The following is a 15,071-nucleotide window of genomic DNA, read 5'->3' as shown; positions in this document are numbered from 1 at the left end:
CGATCAAGATCGATAAGGGAGCCTGAGGGCTCCCTTTGTGTACAGGACTGCTGTGTACAGGGCTACAGATCGCGATCAACCAGACGGGGACGGGGCGGAGTCGGGTCCGGCACGAAACTGACCATCGGTTTGCCCGCATGACGCAGCAGCAGACGCTCGCCGTGCCTTGCCACCTGCCAGGCGTCGCAACTCTGTTGCAGGGCCAGCAGCAGGGCACGCGGACTGATCGCCTCCTCCTCGTTTTCTGCTTGCCAGTCGCGCCACTGCTCATTGGCGAGCAGGCGGCACAGGGTATCGCCGGACCACTGATCCGGCAGCCGGTTAAGCGGCTTGAACAGGCCCGACGCGGTGGGTGGCAGCAGAGTGCGCTCGCTGGCGAAGCGCTTGCGCACACTGACATCGCCGTGCAGACCGAGCAGCGAGTTGTCGCGCACGTTGCTGCCGAAGTCGAGTTGGGACAGGCCGTCGATGATGGCGCTGAGTGACCAGTTGCAGCCGCGGATCAGATCCCACGCCGGTTGCATCGAGTTGCGTGAGCCCAGGGTGTAGCGCTCCGGGTCGCGATGGTCCTGCCGAAAGAGGGTCAACTGCAGAAAGTGGGTCTGGAAATCGACCAGGCATTCGGGCTGTTCGACCAGACAATAGGGCTGCTCGCGGCGCAGAAAACTGAGCCACTGGTCGCGATTTTCCAGCTCTGGTAGTACACGAATTATCATCAGCGCGAGCCTTGGGGGTTCGTCGCTATTTTATAGGACAGATGGGTCGATGACGATCAAGTTGCTAAACCGCTCCGCTATAGTGATTCGCCCCAAGCAGCCGATGGCCGATTGGGTCGCCCGTGTGGCACCTGACGAAGAGACCGATCTGGCGACCCTGCGTATGGAGGGCACCGTCTACCTGATCGACGAGGTGGAAGAGGAGAGCGGCTTCGTCCAGGCCCTCGGCCGGGGCTGGCGGGAGATCTTCGAGAACGAACTGGCCGCCTGGGACGAGTTCGGCGACGATTGGCCGGAGAAACTCGATCAGATGATGTTCGAGCGCTGGTTCGAAGCCGATCCGCAGGTACTCGCCTTCGACCTGTCGGCGCAGCCGCTTATGCGGGCGGAACTGGAAGGTTAATCAGAGACAAGACCGCGATGGAGTAGTCAGCCTATGAAGGACGTGATCCGGCATCTGGAGATACACCCGCTGCGCGATATGCTCTACGACGAGCTGCACTCGCGCCCATTCCAGGTGATCCCGAGCCCCGCCCGCATCACCCATATCGCGCTGCAGGTCAACGAGCAGCAGAAACAGGAGCAGTTCCTTCATCTGCAGAAGCTGCACGAACTGCTTGGCTACGAGATTCCCGGCCAAGAGACCCACTGCTACGAGCAGACCTTCGGCGACCTGCGCATCCGCTGGGAGAAACATCTCGAGTTCACCAGCTATACCTTCATCAACCTGGCGCCGCAGGCGCAGCAGGATCCGTTTTCCGAGCAGGGGATCAGCGTACTGCCGGCAGGCTGGCTGGAGCAGCTGCCCGGTACCGTGATCGCTGCCTTCCATATCGCCATCGAGGATGCGCGCGAGGTGCAGGAGCCGGAGCCCAACGAGGTCAAGCCCTGGTTCGAACAGATGCGTCTGATCGGCTCCAGCCCGCAGAACGGCGATGCCCGGGTCTGGACCACCTTCCGGCTGCACTCTGACGGCTTCGGCCGCTTCCTGATGTACAACAAGCGGATGAGCGATTCCCAGCTCGGCCGCCTGGTGCAGCGTCTGGTGGAGATCGAGACCTACCGCCTGATGACGCTGCTGGCGCTGCCGGAGGCGCGGCGTACCTCGCCGGTGCTCAGCGATATGGACACCCAACTGGCGCAGATCACCGAAGCACTGGCCGAGAACGGAACCGAGGACGAGGGAGCGCTGCTTTCGGAACTGACCGAGATGGCGGCACGGATCGAGGCGTTTCGCGCCCAGACCACCTTCCGTTTCTCCGCCTCCCGCGCCTATGCCGATCTGATCAGCAGCCGCCTCGATGAGCTGCGCGAGGATGAGGTGTCCGGTCACCTGACCATCAACGAGTTTCTTGGCCGCCGATTGTTGCCGGCGGTGCGTACCTGTAACACCGTGGGTGAGCGGCTGGAGGATCTGTCACGCCGGGTCGACCGGGTATCCGACATGATGCGGACCCGGGTGGAGATGGCGATCCAGCATCAGAATCGTGAACTGCTCAGCTCCATGGACAAACGCTCCAAGATCCAGCTGATGATGCAGCATACGGTGGAGGGGCTGTCGGTTGCCGCGATCAGCTATTACCTCGTAGGATTGGTGAAATATCTGCTCGAGGCGCTTTATGGTGCAGGTGTTGCATTCGATAAAGCGGTGGCAACGGGTATCATGGTGCCCATAGTGCTGCTGGCGGTCTGGTTGGCCACACGCCGAATACATCACCACTTCCACACCCTGGCTGAAAGCGAGTTGCCGGAAGTGCAAGCGAGGAAAAAGCGCAATGAGCGTCGAAAACGAGATTGAACAGCGCCTGCGGGCCGGATTGGAGCTGGTCGAGTACCGGCTCGAAAACGAGAGCCATATGCACTCCGGCGATCGTATGGACACCCATTTCAAGCTGGTGGCGGTGAGCTCCGCATTCGAGGGCAAGCGCATGGTGCAGCGGCACCAGATGATCTACGGTCTGTTATCGGACCTGATGCAGAACCCGATCCACGCGCTGGCCATGCATCTGCATACGCCTGAAGAGTGGCAGGCCGCGCAGGGCTTTGTGCCGGAATCACCGAACTGTATGGGCGGCTCCAAAGCCGACAAACACTGAAAAATACTACCTGCGTTGCCATCACAGCGTTAAAAATTGGCGTACCGCTTGCGCTGGCTGCCTCGCTAAGGTTTTCAGGCTATTAGAGAAGGTCAAAATGTCCGATCATGAGTTTCGCCCGGTAAAAGCCTCGCAAACCATCCTCAAGGAGCTGATGGTTCCGCACTACGCCAACTTCGGCGGCAAGGTTCACGGCGGCGTGATCCTGTCGCTGATGGACAAGATCGCCTACACCTGCGCCGCCTCCCACGCCCGCGGCTACTGCGTTACCGCGTCGATCGATTCGGTGGATTTCCTCAACCCGGTGGAGGTGGGCGAACTGCTGACGCTGTACGCCTCGGTCAACTATGTCGGCCGCTCGTCGATGGAGGTGGGGATCAAGGTGGTATCGGAGGATTTCCACAACGGCATCGTCAAGCCGACCAACACCTCCTACTTCACCATGGTCGCGGTGGATGAAGAGACCCGAAAGCCGACGCAGATCCCCGGTCTGGTGCTGGAGGATGACGTGGAGATCAAGCGCTTCCTCGAGGGGATGATGCGGCGCAAGTTCAAACAGGACTACCGCGACGAGATGCGCAAGGCGAAGCAGGCCCTGGATATCCGGCAGGAACTGCACCTGCTGGAGGGGCAGAACTGTCGGTTGGCTTAGCTTTTGTGCTTGGCAGGGAAAGCTACACCCCTCCCTGCCTGGAGAGTTCGGAGCGAGATTCCAGGCGGGTTCTAAGATTTTATGGAAAGGCTGCAGCGGGATACCGCGCACGGCCGACCAGCAAATGCGCATACTCGTTCTTAGCGGAGGAGGACAACTATGATCGCCAGAGAATGGAAATGCCGCGTACCGTTAACTCATAGTGAAGGGTTCACGGCATACCTATATGAAACCGGTATTAAAGATTCCTCCTCAACGCCTGGTTATCTCGGTGCTCAGATATTTCGTCGTGCTCTTACGGGAAAAGTAGAGCTTACGCTTATCACGTACTGGGATGAACTCGAATCCATCAAGGCGTTTGCCGGTGACGATATCGAGCAAGCGCGGTTGTATCCTGAGGATGAGGTCTATGAGCTTGAACCCGATTTATCGGTACAGCACTATGAAGTGATTGAATATCGGGTTGATGTGGAGTTCGGGGAAATAAGTTCAGATATGGCAAAGGTCAAGAAAACCTGAATCCGTGACGGACTCCGCTACTCGACGTAACGAGGGCGTTCAGAATTCTGTGTCAGCTACATGCGTTAAATACCAGTCACCAGAAAGTCTATCGCAGCGACAATGTCATCTCTTTTTGAAGATAGTGAGGTTTCTTTCTTTTTGAGAAAGTTTACAGATACGCTCGTAATTTGGTGAGTGAGGAGAGCGAAATTTTCATTATTGATTTTTACAATAGGGCATAGGTTTTCTGGGTAGTTTTTTTCAGACTTTTTTATTGGGGTTAACGGAATTACTACTCGACTATTGAGTGTATCGAGTAAACTGTTCTGTATATCGACAAAATAGGGATATGTCTTGTTGGTGTCTTTATCCGTATTGACATATAAGTCAAATTGATCCATCAAAGCACCCTATGTTTGTCTGAAAACAGACCGTTTTGTTCTGTGAGCTCATTGCAGGCTTCAATGGCATTGCGGTTGTTCTCAAGCCATTGATTGCGCTTTTCTTGGCGCACCTTTTCAGCTAGCGCTTGCTCAAGTGTCGCGGAAAGATTTATGTTTAGGTTGCGGGCTTCAGCCAGTAAGTCGCTATTTATACTAAGGTTTGTCGCTTTTTTTTTGGTTTTGTTGTCAGTTGCTGGGTGCATTGCATTGGCTCCCGACATAGTCTGTGCGCATTCGTTATGCGCATCATGATAGTTGGGCACATTTAGCAGGTCAAGCAACCGGACAGAGTTAGTGTCGGTTCTTTCGGCATTGTTACCAATAAGGTCAGATATGGCAAAGGTCGAGAAAAAGCTTACTCCGGCCCAAAGGCGTGCGAAGAAAGCCGCGAAGGCCGAACGGCAAAAGAAGTACGAGTGGGTCTTCATGCACGGCAAACAGGTCAGGATAAAGCGGCCGCCAACGGTGGATGGCATACCGGTGGATCAATTCATCGAGGAGAATGCTGATCCGATCTGGCTGCACCAGAACGGATTGTGGGAGCTGATACCGGTAGAGGACGCTATCACAACGGTATACACATCGGCGTACCCGCCACCGGATCCCGAATCACCTGGGCGCTGAGCGAGAAGGTCTGCTGCAGCAGTTCGGCGTCGAACACCTCGTCCGGCGTGCCCTGGGCCACCAGTTGTCCCTCCCTCAATACCACCAGATGATCGCAGTAGCGGCAGGCCTGGTTCAGGTCGTGCAGTACGACGACGATGGTTTTGCCGTTGCGGTTTAGCTGCTGCAGCAGTTGCAGCAGTTCGATCTGATGGGACAGGTCCAGGTAGGTGGTGGGTTCGTCCAGCAGTACCAGGTCGGTGTCCTGGGCCAGGATCATCGCGATCCAGGCGCGTTGGCGCTGGCCGCCGGAGAGGTCGGTCAGAGGCCGTTCGGCCAGTTCATGGATGCCGGTCTCGCGCATCGCTTCGTCCACTTTCAATCGATCTTCCGGCCTGAGTCGGCCCCAGTGCGACAGGTAGGGCGCGCGGCCGTACTCGACCAGTTGGCGCACGCTGATCCCCTCCGGCTGGGTCGGGGTCTGCGGCAGCAGCGACAGGCGGCGGGCGATGGCGCGGTCGTCGAGGCGGTGCAGCGCGGCGCCCTGCATCAGCACCTCGCCGGAGAGCGGCTTTAGCACACGGGCCAGGGTCTTGAGCAGGGTCGATTTGCCGCAGCCGTTGGGGCCGATCAGCGCGGTGATCCTGCCCTCGGGCAGTTGCAGGCTCAGGTCGCTGACCACGGCGGTGCGGCCATATCCGGCGCTCAGTGAACGGGTTTCAAGCATCTACCACCCCTTGTAGCGTAACAGCAGAAAGATGAAGTAGGGCGCGCCGATGATCGCGGTGACCACCCCCACCGGCAGTTCAAGCGGCGGTTGCAGGGTGCGTGCGATCAGGTCCGCCGCCGAGACCAGCAGGGCGCCGCTTAGCGCCGATACCGGAATCAGCAGGCGGTGGTGGCCGCCGCACAGCAGTCGGGCGAAGTGGGGCGCGAGCAGGCCGACGAAGCTGATGGTGCCGGCCACGCATACGCTGAGGCTGGCCAGCACCACCGCCAGCAGCAGCGCCTGGATCTGCAGCGCCTTGGGCCGTGCGCCCAGCGCCACGGCGCTCTGCTCGCCGAGGGCGTAGATATCCAGCCGCCAGGCCAGGCGCAGCGCCAACGGGATCAGCAGGGCCAGGCCGACGCCGAGCAGCGGTATCTGCTCCCAGCTGCGCCCCCAGAGGCTGCCGGTGAGCCAGATCAGCGCATTGTTCAGCTCCACCGGATGGATGATCAGCAGGAAGTCGATCAGGCTGCTCAGAAAGGCGCTGACGGCGATGCCGGTCAGCGCGAGGCGGGCCGGTGCCGGTTGGTACTGCCGCGCCAGGGCATAGATCAGCAGTGCCGCGCCCATGCCCCCCGCCACGGCGGCGAGCGGCAGCCAGTATCCGGCGGCGGGCAGGAACAGAATCAGGGCGGTGGCGGCGAGTCCGGCACCGGCGCTGATCCCCATCAGATCCGGCGAGGCCAGCGGGTTGCGGATCACCCCCTGCACCAGAATACCGGAGAGGCCGAGTCCGGCGCCGACCAGGATCGCCAGCAGCGCGCGCGGCAGGCGGTACTGGTTGATGATGAAGTCGTCGTTGCCGCCCTGGGTCAGCGCCTGCCACACCTGCGGCAGTGTCAGATCGACCGCGCCGAGGCTCAGGCTGAGCAGGGTCGAGGCCAACAGGGCGGAGCCCAGCCATCCGAACAGGGACAGTCTCATGTGCGACTCCGGGCGGCGAGCAGAATGAAGAACGGGGTGCCGAGCAGCGCCGTGATCACGCCGACCGGGGTCTCCGCCGGGAAGGCGACGCCGCGGCTGAGCAGGTCGGCCCAGACCAGAAAAGCGGCGCCGGTCAGCGCGGCCATCGGGATCAGCAGACGGTGGTTCTGACCGAACAGACGACGGCAGAGGTGGGGCACGATCAGGCCGACGAAGGCGATCGGACCTGCGGCGGCGACACTGGCTGTGCAGAGCAGAACGGTGCTGGCGGCGGCCAGGCGGCGCACCCAGTGGATGCGGATCCCCAGCCCCAGCGCGGTGTCGTCGCCGAGGGCCAGCAGGTTGAAGGCGTGGCTGAGCAGCAGTGCCAGGGCCAGCCCTGCCAGACTGAACGGCCAGAGCTGATGCCAGCTGTCCCAGCCGGTCTGGGCCAGCGAGCCGGCCAGCCAGTGCAGCATGCTGTAGGCCATATCCTCGGACAGGATCAGCGCCGCGCGGGTTAGCCCGGCGAGCAGTGCGGTGACCGCGATTCCGGCCAGGATCAGCCGCACCGGGTTGGGGTGGGCCTGGAAGTAGCCGCCTAGCGTCAGCACCAGCAGGGCGCTGACGCTGCCGCCGATCAGGGCCAACAGCGGCAGCGGCAGGGTGGCGAGGCCAAGCACGCCCGCCACCGACAGCGCGATCATGCAGGCGGCCCCGGCGTTGATGCCGAGCAGGGTCGGTGAGGCCAGCGGGTTGCGGGTCAGCGCCTGCACCTGCACCCCGGCCACGGCGAGGTTGGCGCCGATCATCGCCGCGACCAGGGTGCGCGGCAGGCGCAGCTCGAGAATCAGTTGCCGAGCCAGAGTGTCGTCGCTCCCGGTGTCGAAGCCGAGCAGCGGCAGCAGATCGCGCAGCTGCAGCTCGAACGAGGACCAGAGCACAAGCGATTGCGCCAGACCTACGACAAGAGCCATGACCAGAACGGCGACCAGGGCCGCGATCGACAGCAGTGTGCGGGCCGGGAGGCTAGTTACCATTCGCGGTCCGACTCAGCAGCGCCGATTCCTGCCGGTTGAGCAGGTGGTCCAACTGTTCCGCCATCTGCTCGGCGGCGATCACGCCCCGGCTCAATGACCAGAGCGTGGATGACACGTCGACGATGCGCTGCTCTTGGTGGGCGGTGAGCAGCGAGAACAGCGGCATCTGTTGCCACTTGTCGAGCAGTGTGTGCTCGCTGTAACGCCCCACCAGCAACCAGTCCGGGTTGACCTTGAGCAGTTGCTCCAGGCCGGTCGGTATATAGGGCTGGGCGTTGCCGTTATTGATCGGCGTGTGCAGCCCCAGTGCCTCTATCAGACTGCCGGCGTAGGAGTTACCGCTGTGCAGCCAGAGCCCCTTGTCGCTGGCGATGGCGAACTGCACGCTCTCCTTGTGACCGGTGAGTTTGTTGCGGTACTGCTCCATGCGCTGGCGGTGCTGTGCCAATCGTTCGCGCATCATCTTGCCGCGGCCGACGGCATCGCCGATCTGTTGCAGGGTTTCCAGGTTCTGCTCGTAGGTAGTGCCCTTGCTCGGCAGCAGCAGGGCGGGGGCCAGTTGCTGCAGGTCGTCGATGATCTCGCCGTGGCGGCTGCTGTCGGCGATGATCAGGTCGGGCTGCAGTTCGGCTATCAGCTCCAGGCTGGGCTGGGAGCGGCTGCCGACCGACTGCCAGTCTCCGATCCGCTCGCGTAGCGCCGGGATCAGTTTCGACGGCTGGTTGTCGTCGGCAATGCCTACCGGGGCAATATCCACCAAGGCCAGCGCATCGACGAAGGAGAGCTCGAGCGCCACCACACGCTGCGGGTCGGCGGCGGTTACCGGCCGCGCTATAAACAACAAAATGCCCAGCATAAGGGGCACTATGGTCGAGAACGGATGGCGTTGTCCTATCGGCTTCATATTCTGACTACCTTTGCTAATGAGCTTGTCGGTTTCCTCTGATCGTCGGTCGGCGGCGGTATGCACCGCCGCCGACTCCCAGGATCAGAAATCCAGTCGTCCCTCCAGAATGAAGGCGCGACCTGGCGCGGGTACGCGACCGACCGGGCTCACATCCGCACCGCGGAAGTAGTACTCCTCGTCGGTCAGGTTGGTTGCCGCCAGACCCAGGTTAAGCATGCGGCCCTGGCCGAGCACGATATCGCGGCCGATACGGGCGTTGACCAGCGTATAGGCGGGCAGCTTGCCGGCATCGCCGTTGGCGGTTTCCTGCTCGGTATTGGCGGCGTCGCTGAAGCTGTCGCTGACATAGTGCACACCCAGGTTCGCACTCCATTGGTTGAGGCGGTAGCGCCCTTCGACACTGGCGTGGTGATGCGGCGCGTTGGGCAGTTCGTTGCCCTTGTTGTCGCCGGTGAGCTGCTCGGTATCCAGGTAGGTGTAGCCCAGCGCCAGATCCAGCTGCGGTGTTGCCTGCCAGTCGGCGCTCAGCTCGACCCCTTCGTGGCGGGTCTCACCCAGGTTTTCATACAGGCTGGTGGCCTTGTTGAACTGGATCTGATCCTCGTAATCGATGCGGAACAGGGTGGTGTTGAGCGCCAGCTCCGGACGGATCTGCCAGCGTGCGCCCAGCTCCTGGTTCCAGGCCAGCTCGTTGGCCACTTCGCCGCCGCGGGAGACCTGGGCGATCTGCACCGGCACCAGCGAGCGTTGGGCGTTGGCAAACAGGAACAGCGCATCGCTGGCTTGGAAGCCGACGGTCACGCCGGGCAGCCGCGCCGTGGTGTCGTTGACGAATCGGTTATCCGAAATACGGTCGTGGAAGTCCATCTCGATATCTTCGATACGCACCCCTTCGGTGACTTCCAGCCGACCATCCATGAAGTGCTGGGTATCGCTGATATAGACAGCGGTGGCCTTGGTTTCGGAATCCCACTGACGCACATTGGCATAGCTGCCGCTGGATAACTCCTCGCGGTTGACATCGAAATCCACCTCTTCACTGACGTAACGCGCGCCCAGGGTGAGCGTGTGGCCGGGCAGGCGCATGGTAAGGCGTGGCTCGGTGCCCCAGACGTGGAACACGCGGGGCGAGTCGGCGACATGGGTGGAGTCGAACGCGGGATCGGCCCAACTGACGCCGGGATCGCCAAGCCGCTGGCCGAAGAAGAAGGTGCGGTCCGCCCTGTGGGCGAAGTTGCGCCACTCCAGTTCGACGTCGCTGGTGGGGGTGTAGGTCCAGGTCAGGGTGCCGCGCACCATGTCCGCGTCATAGGCATCATGCAGCCGCTGCGACTGGCTGGTGTCCTGCTTGAACGCCGCCGGGCTCAACGCGCCGGGCAGCTCCGCCTCGACGTCGTAGTACTGCAGGCTCAGGTCCAGCTCATTGGTGTCATTGAGAAAGTAGTCGGCATCGAAGATGAAGTTGCGTACCTCGGTATCGGAGTGCTCGCGGGCGCCGTCGCCGTTCTGGATATTGGCCTGGAACTGCAGCGCCAGATCCTCGGTGGCAAAGCCGCCGATGCGGTAGTAGGTGTCGCTGAACAGGTTGCCGGTGGCCTCGGCGATGGTCAGGCGCTGGCTCAGGGTCTGTTCGGTCTGCAGCGGAATCGCCCGCGTGTGCAGGTTCATCACGCCGCCGACGTTGTTGGGGCCGTAGTGTACCGCCGCGCCGCCGCGCACGATATCGATGCTGTCGATGCTCGGCAGGGTAACGGGGAACAGGGATACGCCGATGTTGCTGTAGGGGCCGATGGCGATCGGGTAGCCGTCGACCAGCATCTGCAGCCGCTCGCTACGCAGCGGGTTCAGGCCGCGCAGCGCGATATTGGGCAGGATGCCGGTGCCGGTCTCGTCCAGCACCTGGATGCCGGGGGTGGAGCGCAGGGCGTCTTCGATATTCAGCGCGCCGCTCTCTTGCAACTGTTCGGAGTCGATCAGGGTGCGTGCTCCGGGGTAGGCCTTAACCACCTCGCCGTCGGTATTGCCGATCCAGTCCCCCTCGACCTGGAGCGCTTCCAGTTCAGCCGGTTGTTCGGCCTGAGCCAAGGGGACGGTTATCGTCAGCGCCAGGCTGATCGCCAGCGCAAGCTGGTTGGGGCGTGATACAAGGTACTGGTGTCGTCCGGATTCCATACTGCCTTCCTGTTAGAGATCTAGTACATAAGTGATAAGCGTTATCAAATAGGGCGATTATGGCCGCGCACTATAAAGCTGTTAAAAACAGGATGCAAATAATAATGTTTATCATTAAGATTAGTGAATGAAAGATTGGAAGGGGGTTGTTGTGAGTACGCAAAAGATGGATTCAACGGCACCGCATACACCGGACGGGCTGGCGGATGCGGCTGTGGGGGGCGCGCCGGCAGGGGCTGACCCGAGTGCAATACCGTTGGGAGAGGAAGCACTGATATCCGCCCCGGTCCAACTGATGGATCGGGTGATCGATTTTCTGACCGTCGGCGGGCCAGTGGTGTGGATCCTCTGCCTGTTCTCGGTGGTCGCGCTGACCATTGTATTGGTCAAGTGTTGGCAGTTTGCATGTCTGCGGGTCGAGAGCAGCGCCAATGTGGAGCAGGGGTTACGCCTGTGGCGGGCGGGCGATGCCCAGGCGGCGCTGGGTGTGCTGAACAGCGCTCGCCCGGTATCGCAACTGGTCGGCCTCGCCATCAACGGCATCGAGTCCGGGCAGGACAAAGCGCTGCTGCGTGAGGAACTCAGCCGTGTTGCCACTCATCATCTCGGGCAGATGCGTGCCTACCTGCGCCCGCTGGAGGTGATCGCCACGCTCAGTCCGCTGCTCGGTCTGCTTGGTACGGTGCTGGGCATGATCGTCGCCTTTCAGCAGATGGAAGCGGCCGGCAGTCAGGTTGATCCGTCGGTGCTCTCTGGCGGTATCTGGCAGGCGCTGCTGACCACGGCGGTGGGGCTGGCGGTGGCAATTCCGGTGATGACGATACATAACTGGCTGGAGCGCAAGGTGGAGCGCGTAGCGGTGCTGATGAACGACGCCGTAACCCGCGTATTTACCGGTGAGGTGATGCAGGGAAAGGTTGCCGTACGTGAGGGGCTGAGGAATGTTGCTTGATCTGGGCCCGGTTCGTAAACCGGCGCGGATCAGCCTGACACCGCTGATCGACGTGGTGTTCATACTGCTGCTGTTTTTCATGCTCTCCTCCAGTTTTAGCCAGTGGCGGCAGCTGGATCTGCCGATCCCCTCGGCAGCCAAGACTGATGCACGGGAGGTGAATGTGGTACGCCTGCTCGATAACGATGGCAGCATCAGTATCGACGACGAGCAGCTGAACATAAGGAGTGCGCGACTTGGCCAGGTCGTGGCGGCACGTCAGGGGGCATTCGGTATCGATGTGGCTGAGGGGGTGAATACCCAGAGCCTGGTGCGTTTGGTGGATGCGTTGAAGCAGGCGGGCGCAGAGAGTGTTTCGCTTGGAGGCGTACTGCCTTGATTATCGATACGGCAAAAATTAAGTCGCGTGATAACGGAGACGATAATGTGATACCCCTGATCAATATCGTTTTTCTGATGTTGATCTTTTTTATGGTGGCGGGCCAGGTATCGAAGTCGGATGTGGTTAAAACAGAACCGCCCAAGTCCATTAACGAAAATCGGCTCTCAGAACTGGAGTCAATAGATATTATTGTGACATCGGAGGGTGAAACTTATATAGGTGATGATTTGGTTAAAAACGGCAATATATCAACATCTATAAAGGATAAGCTCAAAGCGTATACCGACATGGATAGTGTGTCGGTGCGTTTAAAAGTGGATGCAGATCTGCCGGTGGCGGAGCTTAGATCGCTGCTCAGGCAGGTAAGGGATGCCGGGCTGGTGCGGGTATCGCTGATTACCCGGTTGTCGGAGAGCGCATCATGACCCTGAGTCGACACCATTGGCTGATCGCCTTGTTCGTTGCGCTGCTGCTGCACCTATCGCTGCTGGTCGTGGTGCTGGCTGCCGATAACGCGGATGGTGCCAGGGATGAGGGCGAGCAGGGGATCGAGATCGATCTGGGGATGCTGGGCGATCTGGGCCAGGCGGAGGATACGCGAGAGGAGACGGTTGTGGAGACGGTAGTGAAGGCGCCATCTGAGCCGGAGCCCGAGGTTCCACCGCCTGAGCCTGAGCCGGTCAAGGCTCCAGAGCCCGTGGTTGAGGCGCCGCCACCGCCGCCGGAGATACAGACGCCGGTGGTCGAGGCGAAAAGGGAGCTGCCGAAGCCCCAGCCAAAGCGGCAGCCGCAAAAGCCCGAGCCCGCACCTGAACCGGTTACGGCGCCAACCCAAGCCGAGACCGCCAGCCGCAATGCGAAAGCAGCCGATCGGGCGCAGCAGGCGCAGCAGAAGCTCAGCACCGGTCGCGCCGATGCGATGACGCAGGGTGGTAACGCGGCAGTGAGACAGTCCTGGTATGCCAGGCTCGCGGCCGAACTGGCAAGGCACAAGCGCTACCCCCTCTCCGCCCGCAGGAGGGGCCAGGAGGGGATCGCCAAGATTTCGTTTCTGGTTAACCGCAAGGGGGAAGTGCTGGAGTATACAATAAGTGAAAGCTCCGGTTATAAACTGCTGGATCAAGCGGTTATCGATATGCTGATGAAGGCAAAGCCTTTACCAGCATTTCCTGCTGAAATGAAACAGGATGAGATAAGAATAACACTGCCGGTCGAGTTTTCTCTTCAGTCCTGATAAGGACGAAACCTACTAATTTAATGCCGTCGTTTTACGCCGTTTGATACGGATATACCTATAAAAACTATTTAAGCCCACCGGGGATATGGTCCCAGGTGTATAGATTTCTATGCTCTAACCCGCATTTTTCATGAAGGTCTAAACAAAAACGGCTGAAAGCCTTATGGTTACTGGTCTCTAAGCAATCCCCACAGGCCCTCAGCCGTTTACAAAATGGTACCACAAACGTTTAAGTTTTCGCCCCTTGCCAGGCGCGTTGTTGAGGCTCAGTTCTCCGGCGGGCATATCTCCAACGATGCCGGGCTGTTGCTGTTGCGCGAGATCGATCGCACCATCGGTCTGTCGACCAGCCTGCACCGGGTTACGCCAGTGCTCTCCGGGGTGCGGGTGGCGGCGTTTTTCTGGATCCAGAGCATGGTGCGCAGCCATGAGCAGCGTGAACTGCTGTTCGACCTGGACAGCTCCGTGCAGTCGCTGTCGATGAAAAGCGGCTCGGATGATGAAGATGTCATGCGCCTGTCCGGGCTCTACCACAAACTGATTCAGCAGTGGGCGGATACCTGATGAGTAGCGATATGACCCTGCCGCCGCTGGCGCAGATTCCGGCGGATCTGGTCAGTCTTGGCGACTACGCCCGGCGGGCGCCGGCGCATATGCCAAAGGCGGTGTATGAATATATTGTCGGCGGAGGCGCCGATGAGATCAGCCTGCGTCGCAATCGCGAAGTGCTGGACCGGATGTTGATCACCCCCCGCGTACTGGTCGATGTTACTCGGGGCGGTACCCAGTCCCAGATGTTGGGCGAGACCTTCCGTCACCCGATCATGCTGGCGCCGGTGGCCTTCCATAAACTGGTACATCCGGAGGGGGAGATCGCCACCGCCCGTGCTGCCAGTGTGCTGGAGACGCCAATGGTGGTCAGCACGCTGTCGAGCGTGGAACTGGAGACGATCGCGCAGACCTTGGACTCGCCGCGCTGGTTTCAGCTCTATTTCCAGCAGGACCGGGCGTTCACGCTGAGCCTGGTGCGGCGTGCCGAGCGCGCTGGTTACAGCTGTCTGATGATCACCGTCGATGCGCCGCTGCACGGTATTCGCAACCGCGCCCAGCGGGCCGGCTTCGAGTTGCCCCCAGGTGTCGAAGCGGTCAATCTGAGACAGCGTCCGCCCTTGCCGAGCAGGGTGTTGGAGCCGAGCCAGAGCATCGTGTTCCAGGGGATGATGACCGAGGCGCCGAACTGGGAGGATATCCGCTGGATTCAATCGCAGACCCAACTGCCGGTGGTTCTGAAGGGGGTACTGAGCCCGGTGGATGCGCTCAAGGCGCAGCAGATGGGGATCGCCGGTCTGGTGATCTCCAACCACGGTGGACGTACGCTGGACTGCGTGCCGTCGGCGATCGAGGTGTTGCCGGCGATCCGCCAGGCGGTGGGGAGGGAGATGACCCTGTTGCTCGACGGTGCCGTGGAGCGCGGTACCGACGTGTTCAAGGCGATAGCGCTAGGCGCTGACGCGGTGATGGTCGGACGTCCTCAGCTCTATGCGCTGGCCGTGGCCGGCGCCGCCGGCGTGGCGCATATGCTGAGGATCCTGCGCGAGGAGCTGGAGGTCTGCATGGCGCTGGCCGGCACACCGACCCTGGCGGATATCGGACACGAGGCACTCTATCGGCCCGCCCAGCCCTTGTGGGGCATCTGAA

19 protein-coding genes and 1 pseudogene are annotated in these 15,071 nt (G+C 60.8%); 12 read left to right on the top strand and 8 right to left on the bottom strand.

Going from position 1 to position 15,071, the window contains the following annotated elements; genetic code table 11:
- Positions 1 to 62 precede the first annotated feature (62 nt).
- Positions 63 to 716 carry a hypothetical protein gene (locus KQ940_RS16415; RefSeq protein WP_217414854.1) on the bottom strand — a complete coding sequence of 218 codons (654 nt, stop codon included), beginning with the start codon at positions 714 to 716 and terminating at the stop codon, positions 63 to 65.
- Positions 717 to 765: 49 nt separating this feature from the next.
- Between KQ940_RS16415 and KQ940_RS16410 the strand changes: the two genes are divergently transcribed.
- From KQ940_RS16410 to KQ940_RS16390, 5 genes are all read left to right on the top strand, one after another.
- Positions 766 to 1,119, top strand: coding sequence for a hypothetical protein (locus KQ940_RS16410; RefSeq protein WP_246590139.1), 354 nt, complete (start codon positions 766 to 768; stop codon positions 1,117 to 1,119).
- Between the two features lie 33 nt (positions 1,120 to 1,152).
- Positions 1,153 to 2,514: a DUF3422 family protein gene (locus KQ940_RS16405; protein ID WP_217414853.1), complete on the top strand. Its 1,362-nt coding sequence runs from the start codon at positions 1,153 to 1,155 to the stop codon at positions 2,512 to 2,514.
- The gene (locus KQ940_RS16400) at positions 2,492 to 2,812 is read left to right on the top strand and encodes a BolA family protein (RefSeq protein WP_217414852.1); all 321 of its coding nucleotides are present in this window, start codon (positions 2,492 to 2,494) and stop codon (positions 2,810 to 2,812) included. The genes KQ940_RS16405 and KQ940_RS16400 overlap by 23 nt, the downstream gene beginning before the upstream one ends.
- Positions 2,813 to 2,909: 97 nt before the next feature.
- Positions 2,910 to 3,464 carry an acyl-CoA thioesterase gene (locus tag KQ940_RS16395; RefSeq protein ID WP_217414851.1) on the top strand — a complete coding sequence of 185 codons (555 nt, stop codon included), beginning with the start codon at positions 2,910 to 2,912 and terminating at the stop codon, positions 3,462 to 3,464.
- A gap of 159 nt (positions 3,465 to 3,623) precedes the next feature.
- Positions 3,624 to 3,983 carry an antibiotic biosynthesis monooxygenase family protein gene (locus KQ940_RS16390; RefSeq protein WP_217414850.1) on the top strand — a complete coding sequence of 120 codons (360 nt, stop codon included), beginning with the start codon at positions 3,624 to 3,626 and terminating at the stop codon, positions 3,981 to 3,983.
- A gap of 65 nt (positions 3,984 to 4,048) precedes the next feature.
- Here KQ940_RS16390 and KQ940_RS16385 read toward each other — a convergent pair whose 3' ends face one another.
- The 7 genes from KQ940_RS16385 to KQ940_RS16355 all read right to left on the bottom strand — a co-directional run bounded on the left by KQ940_RS16385 (position 4,049) and on the right by KQ940_RS16355 (position 10,802).
- Positions 4,049 to 4,366, bottom strand: coding sequence for a CcdB family protein (locus KQ940_RS16385; RefSeq protein WP_217414849.1), 318 nt, complete (start codon positions 4,364 to 4,366; stop codon positions 4,049 to 4,051).
- Positions 4,366 to 4,884: a type II toxin-antitoxin system CcdA family antitoxin gene (locus tag KQ940_RS22775; RefSeq protein WP_246590138.1), complete on the bottom strand. Its 519-nt coding sequence runs from the start codon at positions 4,882 to 4,884 to the stop codon at positions 4,366 to 4,368. Before KQ940_RS22775 ends, KQ940_RS16385 begins: the two co-directional genes overlap by 1 nt.
- Before the next feature lie 89 nt (positions 4,885 to 4,973).
- Positions 4,974 to 5,738 (bottom strand): Fe(3+) dicitrate ABC transporter ATP-binding protein FecE, encoded by a 765-nt coding sequence (gene fecE / locus KQ940_RS16375; protein ID WP_217414847.1) that lies wholly within the window; start codon positions 5,736 to 5,738, stop codon positions 4,974 to 4,976.
- The gene (locus KQ940_RS16370) at positions 5,739 to 6,704 is read right to left on the bottom strand and encodes a FecCD family ABC transporter permease (protein ID WP_217414846.1); all 966 of its coding nucleotides are present in this window, start codon (positions 6,702 to 6,704) and stop codon (positions 5,739 to 5,741) included.
- Positions 6,701 to 7,723 carry a FecCD family ABC transporter permease gene (locus tag KQ940_RS16365; protein ID WP_217414845.1) on the bottom strand — a complete coding sequence of 341 codons (1,023 nt, stop codon included), beginning with the start codon at positions 7,721 to 7,723 and terminating at the stop codon, positions 6,701 to 6,703. Before KQ940_RS16365 ends, KQ940_RS16370 begins: the two co-directional genes overlap by 4 nt.
- The gene (locus KQ940_RS16360) at positions 7,713 to 8,627 is read right to left on the bottom strand and encodes a Fe(3+) dicitrate ABC transporter substrate-binding protein (protein WP_217414844.1); all 915 of its coding nucleotides are present in this window, start codon (positions 8,625 to 8,627) and stop codon (positions 7,713 to 7,715) included. The genes KQ940_RS16365 and KQ940_RS16360 overlap by 11 nt, the downstream gene beginning before the upstream one ends.
- 84 nt (positions 8,628 to 8,711) lie before the next feature.
- Entirely contained in the window at positions 8,712 to 10,802 is a 2,091-nt protein-coding gene (locus KQ940_RS16355) for a TonB-dependent receptor family protein (RefSeq protein ID WP_217414843.1), read from the bottom strand.
- A 151-nt stretch (positions 10,803 to 10,953) separates the two neighbouring features.
- Here KQ940_RS16355 and KQ940_RS16350 point away from each other — a divergent pair, with 151 nt between their 5' ends.
- The 7 genes and pseudogenes from KQ940_RS16350 (at position 10,954) to KQ940_RS16325 (ending at position 15,070) form a co-directional block, all read left to right on the top strand.
- Positions 10,954 to 11,754 (top strand): MotA/TolQ/ExbB proton channel family protein, encoded by an 801-nt coding sequence (locus tag KQ940_RS16350; RefSeq protein WP_343222672.1) that lies wholly within the window; start codon positions 10,954 to 10,956, stop codon positions 11,752 to 11,754.
- Positions 11,744 to 12,133: an ExbD/TolR family protein gene (locus KQ940_RS16345; protein ID WP_217414842.1), complete on the top strand. Its 390-nt coding sequence runs from the start codon at positions 11,744 to 11,746 to the stop codon at positions 12,131 to 12,133. Before KQ940_RS16350 ends, KQ940_RS16345 begins: the two co-directional genes overlap by 11 nt.
- Complete coding sequence (locus KQ940_RS16340; RefSeq protein ID WP_217414841.1) at positions 12,130 to 12,561, top strand: ExbD/TolR family protein; 432 nt, start codon at positions 12,130 to 12,132, stop codon at positions 12,559 to 12,561. Before KQ940_RS16345 ends, KQ940_RS16340 begins: the two co-directional genes overlap by 4 nt.
- Positions 12,558 to 13,370, top strand: coding sequence for an energy transducer TonB (locus KQ940_RS16335; RefSeq protein WP_217414839.1), 813 nt, complete (start codon positions 12,558 to 12,560; stop codon positions 13,368 to 13,370). The genes KQ940_RS16340 and KQ940_RS16335 overlap by 4 nt, the downstream gene beginning before the upstream one ends.
- Positions 13,371 to 13,586: 216 nt before the next feature.
- A pseudogene (locus KQ940_RS23235) lies at positions 13,587 to 13,727 on the top strand (IS1380 family transposase); the annotation flags it as partial.
- 60 nt (positions 13,728 to 13,787) lie between these two features.
- The gene (locus KQ940_RS22990) at positions 13,788 to 13,937 is read left to right on the top strand and encodes a hypothetical protein (RefSeq protein WP_281419279.1); all 150 of its coding nucleotides are present in this window, start codon (positions 13,788 to 13,790) and stop codon (positions 13,935 to 13,937) included.
- The gene (locus KQ940_RS16325; protein ID WP_246590137.1) at positions 13,937 to 15,070 is read left to right on the top strand and encodes an alpha-hydroxy acid oxidase; all 1,134 of its coding nucleotides are present in this window, start codon (positions 13,937 to 13,939) and stop codon (positions 15,068 to 15,070) included. The genes KQ940_RS22990 and KQ940_RS16325 overlap by 1 nt, the downstream gene beginning before the upstream one ends.
- Position 15,071 lies beyond the last annotated feature (1 nt).

The sequence above is a fragment of the Marinobacterium ramblicola genome (assembly GCF_019084545.1).
In the GTDB taxonomy this organism is placed as follows: Bacteria; Pseudomonadota; Gammaproteobacteria; order Pseudomonadales; family Balneatricaceae; genus Marinobacterium_D; species Marinobacterium_D ramblicola.
Note: the sequence above shows the minus strand (reverse complement) of the source record. Positions and strands in the feature narration are given on the sequence as shown.